This is a genomic window from Paenibacillus sp. FSL H8-0104 (genome assembly GCF_038050215.1).
GTDB classification, from domain to species: domain Bacteria; phylum Bacillota; class Bacilli; order Paenibacillales; family Paenibacillaceae; genus Paenibacillus; species Paenibacillus amylolyticus.
Window position 1 is genome coordinate 2,098,675 of sequence record NZ_JBBOTC010000001.1, and the last position, 17,253, is coordinate 2,115,927.

Consider the following 17,253-nt stretch of genomic DNA (forward strand, 5'->3'; position numbering starts at 1 on the left):
ATACAATGAGACAGGAAGTGAGTGGAATTAATAACGGGGAGACTCTATTAGATAGTTATATACATATTAAAAGTCCGGAAAATCGTTTTACAGCAAAGTATATTCTGTACAATCAGGTGGATGAAGAACTGTCTTCAACCCTAATAGCTGCTACAAGAAAAGTGTCCGAGATCGTCTCTAGTGTATCTGTACGTGTCAGACGGTCACAGGAATTGAGCAATTCGCTATCGGTGATGTACAGGTCGCAAGGAGATCTGAGCGCAACCATTCAAGCGGCATCCAAAGTTGATCTTGGAGGCATGTTGTACGTTCGACCACATAACCGTGCACACGGCAAATATGAATTACTGGAAGCACCGCGTGTGACTGTTAACCTGAAGCCTGTTGCTGATGCGACCACACGAAGCCAAACTCACCTGCAGACGCTCAACTTTGGTGATACACAGCGTATGATGATCGGTAGAGACGAGATAGAGCAATTCGAATCGTTTATACATTTCGGTGATTTGGATACTAAAATACCTGATCTGTTATATCTGGAAGACGCTAAATTGAGGTTATATTACACAGGAACCCTGGCACCTGGAGCACACATTGAGCTGCATCAGCCTGATACGTTGTGGCGTGAGTACGGGATTACGTATGCGAACAGACCTCATTCCATTCAGCTCTTATCGTCCAGTTATACCCTGGATACGACTGAACGTTATGTTGAGTTTGATATGATGGAATTATTTCAAATATGGAGAGAAGGTATTCTTTCAAATGTTGGAATGATTATTCAGTCTAGCGGTAACACGCCGATATATTTCAACACTCGTGAGTCTTCCAAACCACCTGTTTTGCAGATTAAATATATTACTTCTCAAATCTATTCTATCGGTCGAACCGAAATCGAAAGTGAAGTTTTTATTTATGGTGCAGGTCGCAAGGAGATTAGTTCAACGTTAGTTGTACACAGTGATATTGGGCTGGATTGGCTCAAATCTCAGTTGTACGTCCACCGATATGAGGATCACATGCATCATGATATACCTCAAGTAATCGCGGTCAGCCGTCCAGACCTGGATGTAGATCTGATAGTAGCTAAACGTATAGATGCGGAACTGAATTCGAACATTTCTATTGCTGAAAGTAGGACAGAAGAGAAAGAAACATGGGTTTCAATTTCTAAGCCCGAGCTTCATTCGCAGTTCATTACTGCTATACGAACAACTAAGGATACAGACGGTAATCTTGCCATTAGAACAGGTCTGGACGACGAAAAAACTGTAGAAATCGCAGTGTCTCATCCTGACTTTCCTTCAGTTATTACGGTAGATAGACAAATGTCTCTTGTCAGTACGTTAACGATATCACAGTTGTTCGATGATGGACGGGATACGAGTTTAATTGTATCCGTACCAGATATTCATGCTTCATTGGAAGTCTCCAATTATATAAAAGCAACTTCAACGTTGGGATCTTTGCTTACGGTCATGTACGACGGTGATTCGACTGTGATTTCGGAGATTAAGGTTAATAACCCTGATCTGAATAGTGATCTTCAAGTCAAAGCATTAGATCATGATGAGAGGGCAGCTAGTCTTGAGATTCCTTACTTAGCAGAGCAGCTTGGGCAATTATATATTTCAAGACCTGATGTGCTTTCCAGCATTGAGGTCAAGTATATGGATGTTTTGGATGCACACATTAGTATCAAGGAAAGAGAATACTTGGATAGCTATCTTCAGGTGCGAGAGTGGAAGGATATGCAGTCTACAGTAGATGTGAGACAGATTGTCGATATGGCTACTGAAATGACAATTTCCAAGCCTGATCTGGCTGCGTATATCCGACCAAGAGTTGTTGCAAATGAAGAATTGGATTCGATCACAAGTATCCGTAAACGGGATGCCAGTGATTTAGTGACCACAGTAATTGTGAAGAGTCCAGGAAATCAAGCGTATTTTTACATTTTATAGAATGAGTACATTATCAAAGAGGGCGTTGGCCCTCTTTTTTTTTACGTTTAGGATTTGCCCAACTCTAAGCATCTGTACTTTATTATGTAACAGTCATCTTCTCGTTATGATACAATGTGTTCATCACATATTAAGGAATGAAGAGCATGCGTCAAGAGGACAGCGTATTTGAACAGATTATGAAGCAGAAAAGATTGAAGCCTATCAAGCCTGAAACTACAAAAATTCAAGTTAAACCAATACATAAAAAGAAACTAGCTCAGGAGCCATTAAGTGATTTGGATGTCCAGTTCAAAAAGTCGGTAGCTGAATCAATAGACCGCAGTGTACTGCATAGACGTGTACTGGGAATTAGAAGAGAGTTAACGGAGATAAGACGATTAAAGAATGATGAGCATACGTTTTAAGGTAGGCCCAATTTGGCTCACTTTAGACGACGCTTTAATCCGTTTTCATATGGTGTGAATTCCATTTATAGTCTATTTTAACCAGTTAAATTTATGATAGCAAAGACGTAGAAAAAGATATAGACGCCGATGTGGTTGCTTTTGAATCTAATTGGGTGAGGGTCAAAAATAACCATCTCCACCTCCTGAAACAGAGATTGATGATAGGTGGTGATTATATACTTGCGCCCTCTGTTTTTTATTTTCTTGCGATATATTGATGTATTGATTATTTCTAATAGCTTTATCTGAAAGTGGAGAGGAACGAACAACAGGTTCTCTATTGCTACTACAGTCTTTTTTCGGTGATTTCTTTTGTTGTTTTCTACATCCATAACCATGTTTAGGATTTGTCTTTTTGTTCGTACTTAAAGTTGTTAGAGGAGAGTCTGCCTGAATCTTATAATAATAGTTATATGGTTCAAAAGAGATAGACGTAAAGAAACAAATTGAATGTAAAATGAAAGATAAATTTTATGCCGGTATTTAAGGCCTGTTTCAATGAACATCGCGGGATGAAATGGCAATTATTTAAAGACATTAGTCATTATTTACTATATAATTAGCAATGTAAATAGTACATTAGGAGGTAGTGTTTTGAAGTTGTTAAGAATTTTAGCTTGGTTATTTGTTCCTTTCATTATGATTTTTGTCTCATGGAAGAAGCTTGGCAAGGTTGCGAAAATCGGCGGTGCTATATGGGCTGGCTTTATTTTATTGATAATTGTGATACCAACTGAGGAAAAGCCAAACGTGACAGCAACCGTAGAAACAGATGCAGTGGCCTCACAGGAAAAAGCACCAAAAGTGGAAAAGGCAGTTGCTGTGGTTGATACAAAAACCGAGAAAAAAGATGATCAAAAGGCTAAAGAAGAGGCTAAGCTGAAAAACGAAACTGACGCTGCTGCTAAAAAAGCCAATCAAAAAGAAGTATTAGCATTTGAAAAATCAGTTTATGCATTTGAAGAGACTATGTCTCCAATTATGAATACATATCAAGAAGCTATGACAGGTTTAGGAAATGGTACGGTTGACATCTATACTGTCTATGAAGCAACAGAAAATGCACAGAAGGCCGCCAAACACTTGCAGAGCAAATTCTATAATTTAGATGTTCCAGAAAATCTCCCTAAAGATGTGAAACAAATGTTGAATGCAACGGCTTCGAACTTGAGTACAGCCTATTATTCTAAAGGTAAAGCGTTCGATGCAGTTCTTGAGTTCTTGGACGATCAGAAGCCCAGTCATATGTCCAAATTTAAAGAAGAAATCTCTATGGCAGATTCATTTGTTATGAAGGGTATTTTGAAATTAATGGAAGCGAAAACTGCTGTTGGATTAGAGGTAGATTCAAAATAGGTTGATATTAGAATAAAAATGAGATGCCCGTTATAGGGCATTTTTTCATTTTTAAAAGATTAATTTTAACAGTAACTAAGCAGTCCTAATAGATCGGTTTTTTTATTTTATGAGAAAATAAAAAGAAGTCCAGTTCGTACTATATCGCATTTTTTGTCCTGTTAAAAAGCTGCCTCATTTCTGAGGTGGCTTTTCATATTCCAATGAAAGTGTATATCTATATCTAAGTCTGCGAGGAGAATTACCAACAGTATATTTGAACTGTAAGTACCTACATTTTCTCAACCACGGCAGGTGTCCACACGACAATCCAGAATGAGGCATACAATTATCGTGACCTGTGGAAGAGGAGGTGGATCGGGAAATTATGGTGACGATGGAGCCTATTGTAGTTGGAGAACATGTATTAGTTGGGGTAGAAGTCAAACTGCCCAAAACAACTTTGCTGACTATTAACACATCCAAAGGATATATCATGTGCGGAGCACTCGACGTGGGATTACTTAATGAGAAGCTCGGGGATCGCAAAATTATTGCAGCTCGGGCGGTTGGTGTGCGTACACTGGAGCAATTATTGCATGCACCTATGGAGTCGGTGACAACAGAAGCCGAGGCCATGGGCATTACGGTTGGCATGACGGGTGTAGAGGCTTTGTTGAAAATGATCTAAGCACTAACAAAAGGGCTCCCTATGGGAAGCCCTTATTTAACGCCGTAATACAGAGCCTGGCACATCGTAGCTCCCACCTCTATACACACGAACGCTTTCTATTAAATTAAGCTTCTTCCTTCGCGAACAAGGCAGCCAGATTTTCTTGGAAAGGTGCGCGAACAACGCCTTTTTCCGTGATAATAGCTGTTACATATTCGTTAGGCGTTACATCAAATGCTGGATTGTATACTTTAACACCTTGCGGTGCTGTACGTTTCCCAAATCCTTCAGTGACTTCTTCCGCAGCACGTTCCTCAATTGGAATGAGGTCCCCGGATGGAGTGGACAAGTCGATGGTCGACAATGGGCTGGCTACATAGAACGGAATATTGTGAGCTTTGGCAAGCACAGCCACGCTGTATGTTCCGATTTTGTTAGCTACATCGCCATTCGCAGCAACACGATCAGTTCCGACGATAACGGCTTGAATCCAGCCTTTGGACATCACCATGCCTGCCATGTTATCACAGAGCAGCGTAACGTCAATGCCGGCTTGCTGTAACTCAAATGCAGTCAGGCGTGCACCTTGAAGTACGGGACGAGTTTCGTCTGCAAATACCTTCAGGTGAATGCCACGTTCCTGTGCGAGATACATTGGAGCAGTTGCCGTACCATATTTCGCAGTAGCCAGTCCACCTGCATTACAGTGAGTGAGTACACCCATACCATCTTCGAACAATGGCAGTGCATTCTCACCGATCATGCGGCATACTTCTTCGTCTTCTTTCTGAATCAACAGAGCTTCTACTTCAAGAGCATCATTGCCCTCATCCAGGCTCAGGCCGGATTCAACGACCTCATTTGCTTTTTGCATCATGCGATCCAGTGCCCAGAAAAGGTTCACCGCTGTTGGTCGGGAAGTAGCCAGATGAGCACATATGGATTTTACGTGATCCAGCCAACCTTGAATGGTCGATCCGTCATATGACTTGGCACCCAGTACGACACCAAATGCAGCAGCAATACCGATTGCTGGAGCACCGCGCACTTTCATGGAGTGGATGGATTCCCATACTTCCTCAGGAGTGTACAATTTCAGCATGAGGATGGTTTCGGGCAGCAGACGCTGGTCAAGCATTTCAAGCTTGTCCTTTTTCCAGATGAGAGAGGACAGAGGCTGATATTCAGGGGTTGTCATGGGTGGTTCCCTCCGTTCCTTATGTTAAGCCTTAGTAGTAGTAACAGCTGTGGATACAATATCCAATACTTCGCCGATGGTATTCAAGCGACGATTGTTCTTGATCAATGCTTTACCAATGGACAACGCTTTACGCTGAGCATGTTCACGTTCAGTCGCATTTGGAATGGTATCTATATCCGCCACGTGAGCGAGTCCCACGATACGACGAACCATTTTGGCACCTGCAAAGCCGATCGAATCTCTGAACAATTGTTGCACATACAGATCCTGATAGCCTGGCGTTTTTGCCATCGGATCAACGAGGTCATTAACCCAGAGGGCACGGAAACGAGATTCGAATTCAGTCCATACATCACGAACCATATTCAGCAAAAGCGTCTCACGCTCACGCAAAGCAGTCTCATCCTGAATCCATCCTGGCAGGGATGCGTAATTCAAGAGCAGGTTCGCAAGGACTGCACCGACATCAAATCCCATGGGGCCGTAATATGCAAATTCGGGATCGATGACCTTGGTTGATTCAGGTGTAACAAAAATACTGCCTGTATGCAGATCTCCATGAAGCAATGCCTGCCCATGTGTTAGGAATTTTTCCCGCAGCAAGGCCACTTCAAGGTGAAGCTTTCCATCTGTACGAAGGGCTTCAGCCTCGTCCTCAATGGAAACATCATAATTATTTTTCTCAGCGATCCGGTAGGGTTCATCAAAGATCAGATCCTCCGTTATTTTGCATTGGTCCGGATTAATGAATCTGCCCTGTTGTTCCTTCTTCAATTGCTGATCCATGCCCAAGTCGGATGTGAAGAACAGCGTTCTTGCCATGAATTCCCCGATATGCTGTGCAAAAAGAGGATAGGAAACACCTTCGATCAGGCCTTTGCGCATGATCACATGATCACTCAGATCTTCCATAACCGTTAACGCAAGGTCATCATTGTAATGATACACTTCGGGTACCATCCCTGGACACAGACGATACTCTTCCTGAAGAATCTCACGTTCAATGCGGGCACGTACCAGAGAGAGCGGCCATGATTCTCCAACCACTTTCGCATAAGGAAGCGCCTGTTTGATAATGATACTTTTATCGGAGTTCTGATCCGTGATGTGGAATACCAAATTCAGATTGCCATCGCCGATCTCGTGACAATCCAGATTTGCATCTGCCGCAAATGGACCCGGTAATGTTTTGGCCAGTTCAATTGCATCCTGGGGGGTAAACGGGCGATATTGGGACAAAGGTGCCACCTCCATATATATGAAGAAACAGGAAAACCCACTTCTTTGCTTGGTATATGTCAGTATATCGGAAATAACGCGGTTTTTGAACTTTTTTTTGAGACAAGTCAAGTCGATCATGATTCGAACTTCCGGTTCAAGGGTAAAAACAAATAGGCCGGACGGTTGAGAGAAACGCCGTTAACAAGCCTCTCCACTACATGTGGTGACACATTATTAACTCTCTGTTATGCATTGCGGGACAACCTGCTTATCATGGCATGACAGACTAATTTTAAATAAAGGATGGGATTAATATGGCTACAAAAAACAAAACAGATCAAGCAAAATCGGTGGAACAAGTACTTAATCGTCAGGTAGCTAACCTGAACGTATTGTATGTTAAAATCCATAACTATCACTGGTACGTCAAAGGACCTAACTTCTTCACGTTGCATGTGAAATTCGAAGAGTTCTACAACGAAGTTACAGTACAAATGGATGAAATCGCAGAGCGTATCCTTACGCTGAAAGGTAGCCCAGCGGCTACAATGAAAGAGTATTTGGAGCTTTCCTCTATCCAGGAAGCAGCAGGCGGAGAAGACGCAAAAACAATGGTGCAAAACCTGATCGAGGACTTCGCTACACTTTCGAATGAATATCAGGAAGGTATCGAAGTTGCTGATGCAGCTGAAGATCAACCAACATCCGATATGCTGACAGGCTTTAAGGCTGACCTGGAGAAACACATGTGGATGCTTCGCTCTTTCCTGGGTTAATATAGCCAAGATTTTGCCTAATACAAGTGGGTCTCTTGCGTAAGCTTTCTGATCCCCGATCATGTTGTCAGAAACGCCCTGAGCGTCTATACTGCTGACAAGAACGATAGGGGAGGGGACCGCTTATGTTAGAACCAACGATACCGGCTTTAAAAGAATGGGCTTCTGCAATCAAAGCACTGGAAACGGGTCGCCAGATTATGGTGATGCGCAAAGGTGGGATTGTAGAGGAAACCCGACATTTTGAGCTGAAAAGTCCAGCGTTTTATCTGTATCCGACTTATGAACATCAGCGTAAAGAACTGATTAAGTCCTCGGATCAATCCTATGTTGAAGAATCACTGGCCGAATGGGTGCCCGAAGCTTCGACAATCCGTATTACTGCATATGCCGAAGTAACGCAGGATCTGGAGATACGAGATCAGGAGATGCTGGATCGACTTCTTGACTTTCATATGTGGACAGCGGATTTTGCCGAAGACCGTTTGAAATGGAAACGCAAAGATCCGCTCCATGTATTGATTTTACGTGTGTACCTTTTGAAAGAACCGATGGAAATCCCCGTACTGCCTGAATATAATGGTTGCCGTTCATGGATTTCTATTCCGAATGGTCCGGTGCCGCGCGAAATGACGCCGGTGGTGGACGTTGCGGATTTTGACGAACAGGTACAGAAGATTAACGAGATGCTCAAATTGTAAATGGTAACGTTATTTAACGGAGGGGCTTGTCCATAATATGGATGAGTCCTTTTTTAGATTAGTGTACAGCAGATGACATAAAAGCTTGAATTGCTGTGATTTTTCTCACTGTGCATTTGTGCTTAAGATGTTTTCTGATTTGATTCAATTTGTCTTTTACTATAGAATCAGAAAGAATAAGGTTTCATGCAAGGCACAAAGGTTCTTAGGAAATGACTTGATTATCATTGAGAATCAGTTTAGAATTATTCTAAAGTGTTCTTGCTTTAAGAATCGAGTACAGGAGAAATTCAGGGGAAGCCCTGTTCAGATATAATAGGCGCTTTTTCGTTTTCGACAACTAACATCAATTTAATCAATGGAGGGAAACAATACACATGGCTACGAATTTCGTCATTGAAGGTCTGAAAGCGACGATCGAAGGTAAGGAAATCCTTAAAGGCATCAACCTGGAAATGAAAGGTGGAGAAATCCACGCAATCATGGGTCCGAACGGAACAGGTAAATCCACTCTGGCTTCTGCATTGATGGGTCACCCGAAATATGAAGTAACAGACGGTAAAATTACACTTGATGGTGAAGATGTATTGGATATGGCTGTAGATGAGCGCGCACGTGCAGGTCTCTTCCTGGCTATGCAATACCCAAGTGAAATTGCAGGTGTTACTAACTCCGACTTCTTGCGTAGTGCAATTAACGCACGTCGTGGCGAAGGTAACGAGATCTCCCTGATCAAGTTCATTCGTCAAATGGAAGGTAAAATGAAAGAACTCGACATGAACCCTGAGTTCGCTCACCGTTACCTGAATGAAGGTTTCTCCGGTGGTGAGAAAAAACGTAACGAGATTCTGCAAATGATGTTGCTTGATCCGAAAATCGTAGTACTTGATGAAATTGACTCCGGTCTGGACATCGATGCTTTGAAAATCGTGGCTGACGGTGTGAACGCTATGAAGAGCGAAGACCGTGGCTTCCTGATCATCACTCACTACCAACGTCTGTTGAACTACATTACGCCTGACTATGTTCACGTAATGATGCAAGGTCGTATTGTGAAATCCGGCGGACCTGAATTGGCTCACCGTCTGGAAGCGGAAGGGTATGACTGGGTAAAGGCAGAGCTGGGAATTACAGACGAAACTGTAGGCCAAGAAGCGTAAAGACAAAACGGAGGAGGATTAATTAATGACTACACAAACAATTCTTCCGGTTGAATCTGAAGCGCTTCGCGCCTTGTCGGAAAGCAACAATGAACCCGGCTGGTTGACCGAACAGCGGCTTGAAGCTTTAAAGCTTGCGAGCGGGCTTGCGCTTCCTAAACTGGAAAAACAAAAAATCGAACGCTGGAATGTCAGCGAGTACGGAACATATAAAACAAGTGAAGCCATTTCTTCTTTGACAGAAGTACCTGCTTCTATCAAAGATCTGGTTCAGGATCAAGCTGAAGGCAGTCTGGTTATCCAGCGCAATTCCGGTACGGTATACTCCAAGGTGTCTGCTGATCTGGCAGCAAAAGGAGTTATCTTCACGGATCTGGCTACAGCGGTTCGCGAACATAGCGATCTGGTAAAACAATATCTGAACACAGCAGTGAAAGCGGATGAGCATTCCCTCGCTGCATTACATGCGGCACTTTGGAATGGCGGGGTCTTCCTGTATGTTCCGAAAAATGTCGAAATCGAAGTACCACTGCAAGCAGTGTTGCTTACGGACGACGCATCTGCAACGTTTGCACCTCACGTGCTTGTAGTTGCAGAAGCAAACAGTTCAGTAACTTATGTTGATAACTATGTATCTGGTGAATTGTCCGCACCTGTTTTCCATAATGGTGTTGTGGAAGTATTCGCAAAATCCGGTGCTAAAGTACGTTTCGCATCGGTTCATCAACTGAGTGTGAATGTAACTGATGTTTCATTCCGTCGTGCAGTGTTGGAGAATGATGCTTCCATCGAGTGGATTGTAGGCGAAATGAACAATGGCGACACAGCGAGCAACACGATGACCGTGCTGAAAGGCAATGGATCAAGTTCTGATTCCAAAGTCATCGCTGTAGGTTCCGGTTCGCAGAAAATCAACTACACCACAGAAGCTCGTCACTTCGGTAAGAATACGCCAAGCCAGATGATTACACGTGCAGTTATGCGTGAAGAAGCTTCTGCAATCATCAACGGCATCACGAAGATTGAGAAAGGCGCTACCAAAGCTGATGGACAGCAGACAGAGAAAGTGTTGATGCTGAGCCCTAAAGCACGTGGAGACGCCAACCCAATCCTTCTTATTGACGAGGATGATGTAACAGCAGGTCACGCGGCTTCTGTTGGTCAAGTCAATGCCGAGCAGATTCATTACTTGATGTCGCGCGGAATTAACCGTACGGACGCCGAACGCCTGATCATCTATGGCTTCCTGGCTCCGGTGGTGGCGGATATTCCTCTGGAAGCACTGCGCACCCAATTGCAGTCCCTGATTGAGAAGAAGCTGGGACAATGAACCCGTCCATTCGCGAGCAGTTCCCGATCCTCCACCAGGAAATTAACGGACACCCGCTCGTATATTTAGATAGTGCTGCAACTTCACAGAAGCCTCATGCTGTGATCGAAGCAGTCAAACATTATTATGAGTATGAGAACTCCAACGTACACCGCGGTGTTCATACCCTTGGAAGCCGTGCAACTGACGCTTACGAAGGCGCACGGGAGAAGGTAGCCAAGTTTATCAATGCCCGTAGTACACAGGAGATTATCTTTACTCGCGGGACAACGACAGCCCTGAACCTGGTGGCTTCATCGTACGCCCGCGCCAATTGCAAAGAAGGCGATGAGATTGTTATCACGCAAATGGAGCACCATAGTAACCTGATTCCTTGGCAGCAAGTTGCCAAGGAGACAGGTGCAACATTGAAATACATTCCGCTTCAGCCTGACGGTCATATTGAATTGGCTGATGTCGAGAAGACGATTACGAACAATACTAAAATTGTAGCAATCGCTTATGTATCCAATGTTATGGGTCTGATCCATCCTGTGAAACAAATTGCTGAAATTGCACACCGCAATGGTGCTGTCATCGTTGTTGATGGGGCACAAAGCACACCTCACATGAAGGTGGACGTTCAGGATCTGGACTGTGATTTCTATGCATTATCCGGTCATAAAATGTGCGGACCAACCGGAATCGGTGCACTCTACGGCAAAAAGGCGCTGCTGGAGTCCATGGAACCCATTGAGTTCGGTGGTGAAATGATTGATGATGTGGGTCTGTACGAATCCAACTGGAAAGAGCTTCCCTGGAAATTCGAAGGTGGAACCCCGATTATCGCAGGTGCGGTAGGGTTGGGAGCTGCCATTGATTTTCTGGAGCAGATTGGTATGGATGAGATCGCACATCATGAGAGTGTGCTGGCAGCTTATGCAACAGAACGACTGGCCGAGATCGATGGGTTAACCATCTATGGCCCAGCCAAGCGGCATGTGGGTGTTGTTACCTTTAATCTGGGGGATGTTCATCCGCATGATGTGGCAACTGTGCTGGATGCGAGTGGCGTAGCCATTCGTGCCGGACACCATTGCTGTCAACCGCTAATGCGCTGGCTTGAAGTTAGCTCAACAGCTCGTGCCAGCTTCTATCTATACAATAACGAACAAGATGTAGATCGGCTTGTCAGCGCCTTAATCCAGACAAAGGAGTATTTTGGCGATGCAACTTGATGATCTGTACAGACGTGTTATAATGGACCACTACAAAAACCCGCGTAACCGCGGAACATTTGATAATGACGCTGTCACGGTGAATTTGAACAATCCAACGTGCGGCGACCGGATTTCACTGCAAATTTTGCTAAAAGACGGAATCGTTCAGGAAGCCAAATATACGGGTGAAGGCTGCTCCATCAGCATGTCCTCTGCATCGATGATGACAGAGGCCGTCAAAGGCAAAACGATGGAACAGGCACTCGATATCGCTAACCGTTTTTCCTCACTGATGAAAGGTGAAGAAGTCGATTTCGACGATTATGAAGATCTCGAAGCCCTATCCGGTGTGAACAAGTTCCCTGCACGCATCAAATGTGCCACTCTGGCCTGGAATGCATTACGCAAAGGGATTGACGAAGAGAACAAAGTACAATAACGATAGGGAGGTAGAGCAAGATGGCTAAAAAAGCACCAGAAATGGAAGAGTACAAATATGGTTTTCGCGATGAGCACAAATCCATCTTTCAAACCGGTAAAGGTCTGACTGCAGAAGTGGTTACCGAAATTTCCAAGATTAAGAATGAACCGGAATGGATGTTGGAATTCCGTTTGAAATCCCTGAAGCAATTCGAAAAGATGCCAATGCCGAAATGGGGCGGAGATCTCGACGGATTGGATTTCAATGAAATTCAGTACTACGTTCGTGCTTCTGAAAAACAAGGTAAAACATGGGAGGAAGTTCCTTCCGAAATCAAGGAAACCTTTGATAAATTGGGTATCCCTGAAGCAGAGCAAAAGTTCCTTGCAGGTGTATCGGCTCAGTATGAGTCCGAGGTTGTATACCACAACATGCAAAAGGAATTGGAAGACCAAGGTGTAATCTTCATGGATACGGACACGGCTCTGAGAGAGCATCCGGAAATCCTGCGTGAATATTTTGCAACGGTTATTCCACCAGCAGATAACAAATTTGCTGCATTGAATAGTGCGGTATGGTCCGGAGGAAGCTTCATCTACGTGCCTAAGGGCGTTAAATGTGAAGTACCTCTGCAAGCCTACTTCCGGATTAACTCCGAGAATATGGGACAATTCGAGCGTACACTCATCATTGCGGACGAAGATAGCTTCGTTCACTATGTAGAGGGATGTACAGCTCCAATCTACAGCACGAACTCACTGCACAGTGCGGTTGTTGAGATCATCTGTAAGAAAAATGCTCGTGTTCGTTACACAACGATTCAAAACTGGGCACCAAACATCTACAACCTCGTTACGAAACGTGCGGTTGCAGAAGAAAATGCAACGATGGAATGGGTCGATGGTAACATCGGTTCCAAACTGACGATGAAATATCCAGCGGTTGTACTGAAAGGCCGTGGAGCTAAAGGTTCCGTACTCTCCATCGCTGTAGCTGGTAAAAACCAGCATCAGGATGCAGGTGCGAAAATGATCCACTTGGCTCCGGATACAACATCTACGATCGTTTCCAAATCGATCAGTAAACATGGTGGTAAAGTAACGTACCGTGGTTTGGCTTCCTTTGGACGTCAAGCTGAGGGCGCGAAATCCAACATCAAGTGTGATACACTCATTCTCGATAATGAGTCCACATCGGATACAATTCCTTACAATGAAATCATGAATGATAACATCATGCTGGAGCATGAAGCTACAGTATCCAAAGTGTCTGAGGATCAACTCTTCTACCTGATGAGCCGTGGTCTGACTGATGCAGAAGCAACACAGATGATTATCATGGGCTTCATTGAGCCATTCACGAAGGAATTGCCAATGGAATACGCCGTTGAGATGAATAGATTGATCAAGTTCGAAATGGAAGGTTCCATTGGTTAATCCAATGCAGCGCCTTTCGAAGCCGTAAAGCTGAAGCTAGTTGCTGATGTTAAGCGGTAGATATCTTTTTATGTGATCGAATACCCTCTAGAACAGACTTTCTAAAAAGTCTCTCTAGGGGGTATTTTTATTCAAAAAATCTGGGGATAACAGTGATCAGAAGATTATTTGTTATCGGAGTGGCAAGCGACTCTCCAATTACATAAAGGAGCACTCGGACGGGAACGCAGTTATCGTATTTGGGGATACCAATACACGGTACACCCGTGCCGCTGACAATATAGAGCTACTCATGTCTGAGAATGGTTTAAGAGATCCATGGATCGATTTGATTCGAGGTGGGAGTATTCCCGCTGATGGAGAAGCCCTTATGGATGCAAGCAATTTAAATGGACCCAACTATGAGATCGTGGACAAAATTTTGTATCGCGGAAGTAAAGCGTTGTCTCTGAATGCACAGAGCTATCGGTTAGAAAATCAAACATTTGTTGATCCGAGTGGGAAGCAACTCTCCGATCATTATCCGATTACAGCGGAATTTGTGTACAGCACATCTTCTCAGTACCAACTAAGTTCAACAATCGGAGGATCTGGAGGAAGTGGGTTTAATGATCTAAATCATATTCCGGAGTCCAGACCTAGTTCAGTGGTACTTAACTCGGGCAACCGTGTAGACGGCATTTCAACGTTGTACAGGGATGGAACGAACCTGGCACATGGTGGTCAATCCAACATTGTCACACTGAACCTGGCAGACGGAGAGTACTTAACTCAGGCTACAATTGGTCAGGTGACACGTAATGGAGATAAACGGATCTTTTACGTGGAGTTGTCCACCAATCTTGGAAATAAAGTAGAAGGCGGACAAAAGACCACAGAACAAATCAAACTTGAGGCACCAGCGGGGTGGTACATTGCCGGATTTTATGGAAGAGCAGGACAGGAATTGGATCAGCTAGGCGTCATATACAGACCTCTGAATTAGAAGTGAGCAGTGGTTAAAATGAAATAATAATATATACATCTCATAGAGTGTTCATATTAGCACAGCGCCGCTTGGAATATACCGTTGGAGAGACCATAAGGTTTCCTTAATGATATTCTGAGCGGTATTTTTGTGGAATAAAATAAGACCAATAGCACAAGCCATTTCATAGATTTAAGCATTTAATGATAGAAAAGGATGTGAGTGTATGAGCGTGAACCCTTTCGAGGGATATCGGATTACAAGTTCATTCGGCTATCGAATTCATCCTATTCATGGTGGACAGACATTCCACCGCGGAATTGATCTCGTGACAGAGCCCTGGAATGGCCCCGTCTACGCCTTTATGGAAGGCAGGGTACGTTTTGCTTCCAAAGGAGTTACAGGCTCCGGATTCGGCGGTTACGGGCTTACAGTTGCCCTTCAAGATCATCGTGGCTACTTGCATTGTTATGCTCACCTTTCGCGGATTGCCGTAACCGTTGGGCAGCGGGTGAAGCGAGGCCAGCTTATCGGTAATCAGGGAAGCACGGGTCAGAGTACTGGCCCGCATGTACATTATGAGATTCGTAAAACAAGTACACCATCTTACGGGTATACAGCCAGCGAAGATGGTGTGACGGAACCGGGTGCGTATCTACAGGCCGAATACGGAACTGGATCTCAGGAACAGGAGGCTCCGCCGATGACCACTGAGCAGAAGAAAATGTTTGAAGCTATGCAGAAAACGCTGGAGATTCAAGGGGGATGGATTCAGCAACAGGAGCAACTTTCCAATATGGATTGTCCCGCATGGGCCAAGCAAGCATTTGATTATTATCGACCGTTTATTATGAATGATAAAGGTAGTTATGAATTTTGGAGATTACTTGTTATCATGTACCGCAAGGAAAAAGGCATCCAGGTTCATTCGGAGTCCGATATATAGATCCCTGTAAAGAACAGGGAGTAGCAAAAGGCTAACCCACTCAGGTAGATGCAGACAGACAACCATTTATCGAATGTTGCCTGTTCGCCCGGTTCATTCCAACGGAAACGTCATATGTTAGGGTATACCTGATGAAGAGGAGGCAATCACATGAGCGAAGTAGGATATGGCTGTGGTGGCAATGTAGGCGGAGTAGGCGGCGTTGGTGGATACAATATGTTCACAAACACTGGTGCAATCTTGGTACTGTTCATTCTGTTGGTTATCATCACAAAAGCATTCTGCGTGTAATCCAACATGATTGAATCGGAATAGACAAAAGGGAAGCCGATTACGGCTTCCCTTTTGTCATACGCCAACCTATAAGTTGGTTATTTCAGTTACTATGGGGTTCTTCGTATACATGCTGTGTACAATGAACAGTTACTGTACATAAATCTCAACGATAGCAATATCTCTTTCTTTCGCTAAATCGATAAAGGCCGTAGAGGTCTGAACGAGTGGTCGGAAATAATCCGCAGGATTATTCATGACAATGAGCCCCGTCTGACCCGTGGTGAGCAGAACCCTTTTACCGATAAAATTAGGCAGCATATGCTTGATCAGTTCCTGTGTTGCTTCAGCATTTAACTGACCAAAGCTGAGGCTGTACAGTTCACATAGAACAGAGATCAGTTCCTGTTTGGTCTGGTATACCCGATTCGTCGTCATGGCGCTGTAAACGTCTGCTACAGCAGTTATACGGGCATATGGGTGGATCTCGTCTCCTCGCAGTCCATGAGGATAACCACTTCCATCCTCGCGCTCATGATGTTGAAGTGCAACCATTGCCAGAATTTCATCCTGCGTGGATTCTTTAATGATATCGTACCCATAGAATGTGTGTTTCTTCATTTCGTCAAATTCTTCCGTGGTCAATTTACCAGGTTTATGTAAAATCTCAGAAGGAATCTTGGACTTGCCGATATCATGAAGATATCCTGCTTTGGCTACAGTTAGACATTCCTCGGGGTTGTAACCCATCCAGCCGGCGATATAAAAAGCGAGCATTCCGACTTGCAATGAATGGTTGTACGTATAATCGCTATCCCCGTCCAGCATAAGCAACAAGGAGACAACATCTTTTTGTTTTTCCAACTGTTCTGTTAGGGTAAACAAAATCTCATCGACCTGTGTCTCATCAATAAAACCCTTCTCCATCGCTTGTTGAAATAGAGATTCAGTACCTTTGATCGTATCGTTAAACAAATTAGTTAACAGACGGGTTTGATCGGAAGGTAAGGTTTGTGCATCAGAGTGTAGGTCGGATGGTGTGTGTTCTACATCTGCGTACTCGATTCCATGTTGCAACAGTTTGGATAGGTCATCTTCACTGAGGGTGGAACCTTTCATCAGCATGTGGAGACCCGAACTGTTGTATACATCATTTTGTAACAGGTCACCCGGTTTAAGATCAGTAACATGCACTCTCACG

17 protein-coding genes are annotated in these 17,253 nt (G+C 44.0%); 14 read left to right on the top strand and 3 right to left on the bottom strand.

Features of this window, described 5'->3' with window-relative positions; all coding sequences use genetic code 11:
• Positions 1–5: 5 nt before the first annotated feature.
• From NST38_RS09555 to NST38_RS09570, 4 genes are all read left to right on the top strand, one after another.
• Complete coding sequence (locus NST38_RS09555; RefSeq protein ID WP_341343921.1) at positions 6–1,964, top strand: DNRLRE domain-containing protein; 1,959 nt, start codon at positions 6–8, stop codon at positions 1,962–1,964.
• Between the two features lie 146 nt (positions 1,965–2,110).
• Positions 2,111–2,371, top strand: a complete 261-nt coding sequence (locus tag NST38_RS09560) for a hypothetical protein (protein WP_341343922.1) — start codon at positions 2,111–2,113, stop codon at positions 2,369–2,371.
• 636 nt (positions 2,372–3,007) lie between these two features.
• Complete coding sequence (locus tag NST38_RS09565; RefSeq protein ID WP_341343923.1) at positions 3,008–3,769, top strand: hypothetical protein; 762 nt, start codon at positions 3,008–3,010, stop codon at positions 3,767–3,769.
• A 367-nt stretch (positions 3,770–4,136) separates the two neighbouring features.
• A complete protein-coding gene (locus NST38_RS09570; RefSeq protein WP_017689545.1) occupies positions 4,137–4,439 on the top strand; it encodes a YunC family protein in 303 nt (100 codons plus the stop codon).
• A 106-nt stretch (positions 4,440–4,545) separates the two neighbouring features.
• Here the strand turns inward: NST38_RS09570 and mtnA are convergent, their stop codons facing one another.
• Both mtnA and mtnK read right to left on the bottom strand, forming a co-directional pair.
• Positions 4,546–5,619 (bottom strand): S-methyl-5-thioribose-1-phosphate isomerase, encoded by a 1,074-nt coding sequence (gene mtnA, locus NST38_RS09575; RefSeq protein ID WP_339188565.1) that lies wholly within the window; start codon positions 5,617–5,619, stop codon positions 4,546–4,548.
• Between the two features lie 24 nt (positions 5,620–5,643).
• On the bottom strand, positions 5,644–6,861 hold the full coding sequence (mtnK, locus tag NST38_RS09580) for an S-methyl-5-thioribose kinase (RefSeq protein WP_339191362.1): 1,218 nt from the start codon (positions 6,859–6,861) through the stop codon (positions 5,644–5,646).
• A gap of 296 nt (positions 6,862–7,157) precedes the next feature.
• Between mtnK and NST38_RS09585 the strand changes: the two genes are divergently transcribed.
• From NST38_RS09585 to NST38_RS09630, 10 genes are all read left to right on the top strand, one after another.
• Entirely contained in the window at positions 7,158–7,619 is a 462-nt protein-coding gene (locus NST38_RS09585) for a Dps family protein (RefSeq protein WP_017689542.1), read from the top strand.
• A 125-nt stretch (positions 7,620–7,744) separates the two neighbouring features.
• On the top strand, positions 7,745–8,320 hold the full coding sequence (locus NST38_RS09590; protein ID WP_017689541.1) for a DUF1802 family protein: 576 nt from the start codon (positions 7,745–7,747) through the stop codon (positions 8,318–8,320).
• Positions 8,321–8,697: 377 nt separating this feature from the next.
• On the top strand, positions 8,698–9,480 hold the full coding sequence (gene sufC / locus NST38_RS09595) for a Fe-S cluster assembly ATPase SufC (protein ID WP_036609931.1): 783 nt from the start codon (positions 8,698–8,700) through the stop codon (positions 9,478–9,480).
• Positions 9,481–9,505: 25 nt separating this feature from the next.
• A complete protein-coding gene (gene sufD, locus NST38_RS09600) occupies positions 9,506–10,810 on the top strand; it encodes a Fe-S cluster assembly protein SufD (protein WP_339188562.1) in 1,305 nt (434 codons plus the stop codon).
• Complete coding sequence (locus tag NST38_RS09605) at positions 10,807–12,027, top strand: cysteine desulfurase (protein WP_047842300.1); 1,221 nt, start codon at positions 10,807–10,809, stop codon at positions 12,025–12,027. Before sufD ends, NST38_RS09605 begins: the two co-directional genes overlap by 4 nt.
• Positions 12,017–12,448 (top strand): Fe-S cluster assembly sulfur transfer protein SufU, encoded by a 432-nt coding sequence (sufU, locus tag NST38_RS09610; RefSeq protein WP_017689537.1) that lies wholly within the window; start codon positions 12,017–12,019, stop codon positions 12,446–12,448. Before NST38_RS09605 ends, sufU begins: the two co-directional genes overlap by 11 nt.
• Positions 12,449–12,468: 20 nt before the next feature.
• Positions 12,469–13,866: a Fe-S cluster assembly protein SufB gene (gene sufB / locus NST38_RS09615; protein WP_036669904.1), complete on the top strand. Its 1,398-nt coding sequence runs from the start codon at positions 12,469–12,471 to the stop codon at positions 13,864–13,866.
• Positions 13,867–14,236: 370 nt separating this feature from the next.
• A complete protein-coding gene (locus NST38_RS09620) occupies positions 14,237–14,851 on the top strand; it encodes a jacalin-like lectin (protein WP_341343924.1) in 615 nt (204 codons plus the stop codon).
• Between the two features lie 208 nt (positions 14,852–15,059).
• Complete coding sequence (locus NST38_RS09625; RefSeq protein WP_341343925.1) at positions 15,060–15,779, top strand: M23 family metallopeptidase; 720 nt, start codon at positions 15,060–15,062, stop codon at positions 15,777–15,779.
• A 150-nt stretch (positions 15,780–15,929) separates the two neighbouring features.
• Entirely contained in the window at positions 15,930–16,070 is a 141-nt protein-coding gene (locus NST38_RS09630) for a hypothetical protein (RefSeq protein ID WP_017689533.1), read from the top strand.
• A 132-nt stretch (positions 16,071–16,202) separates the two neighbouring features.
• Here NST38_RS09630 and NST38_RS09635 read toward each other — a convergent pair whose 3' ends face one another.
• Entirely contained in the window at positions 16,203–17,252 is a 1,050-nt protein-coding gene (locus NST38_RS09635) for an HD-GYP domain-containing protein (RefSeq protein ID WP_036609925.1), read from the bottom strand.
• Between the last annotated feature and the right edge of the window lies 1 nt (position 17,253).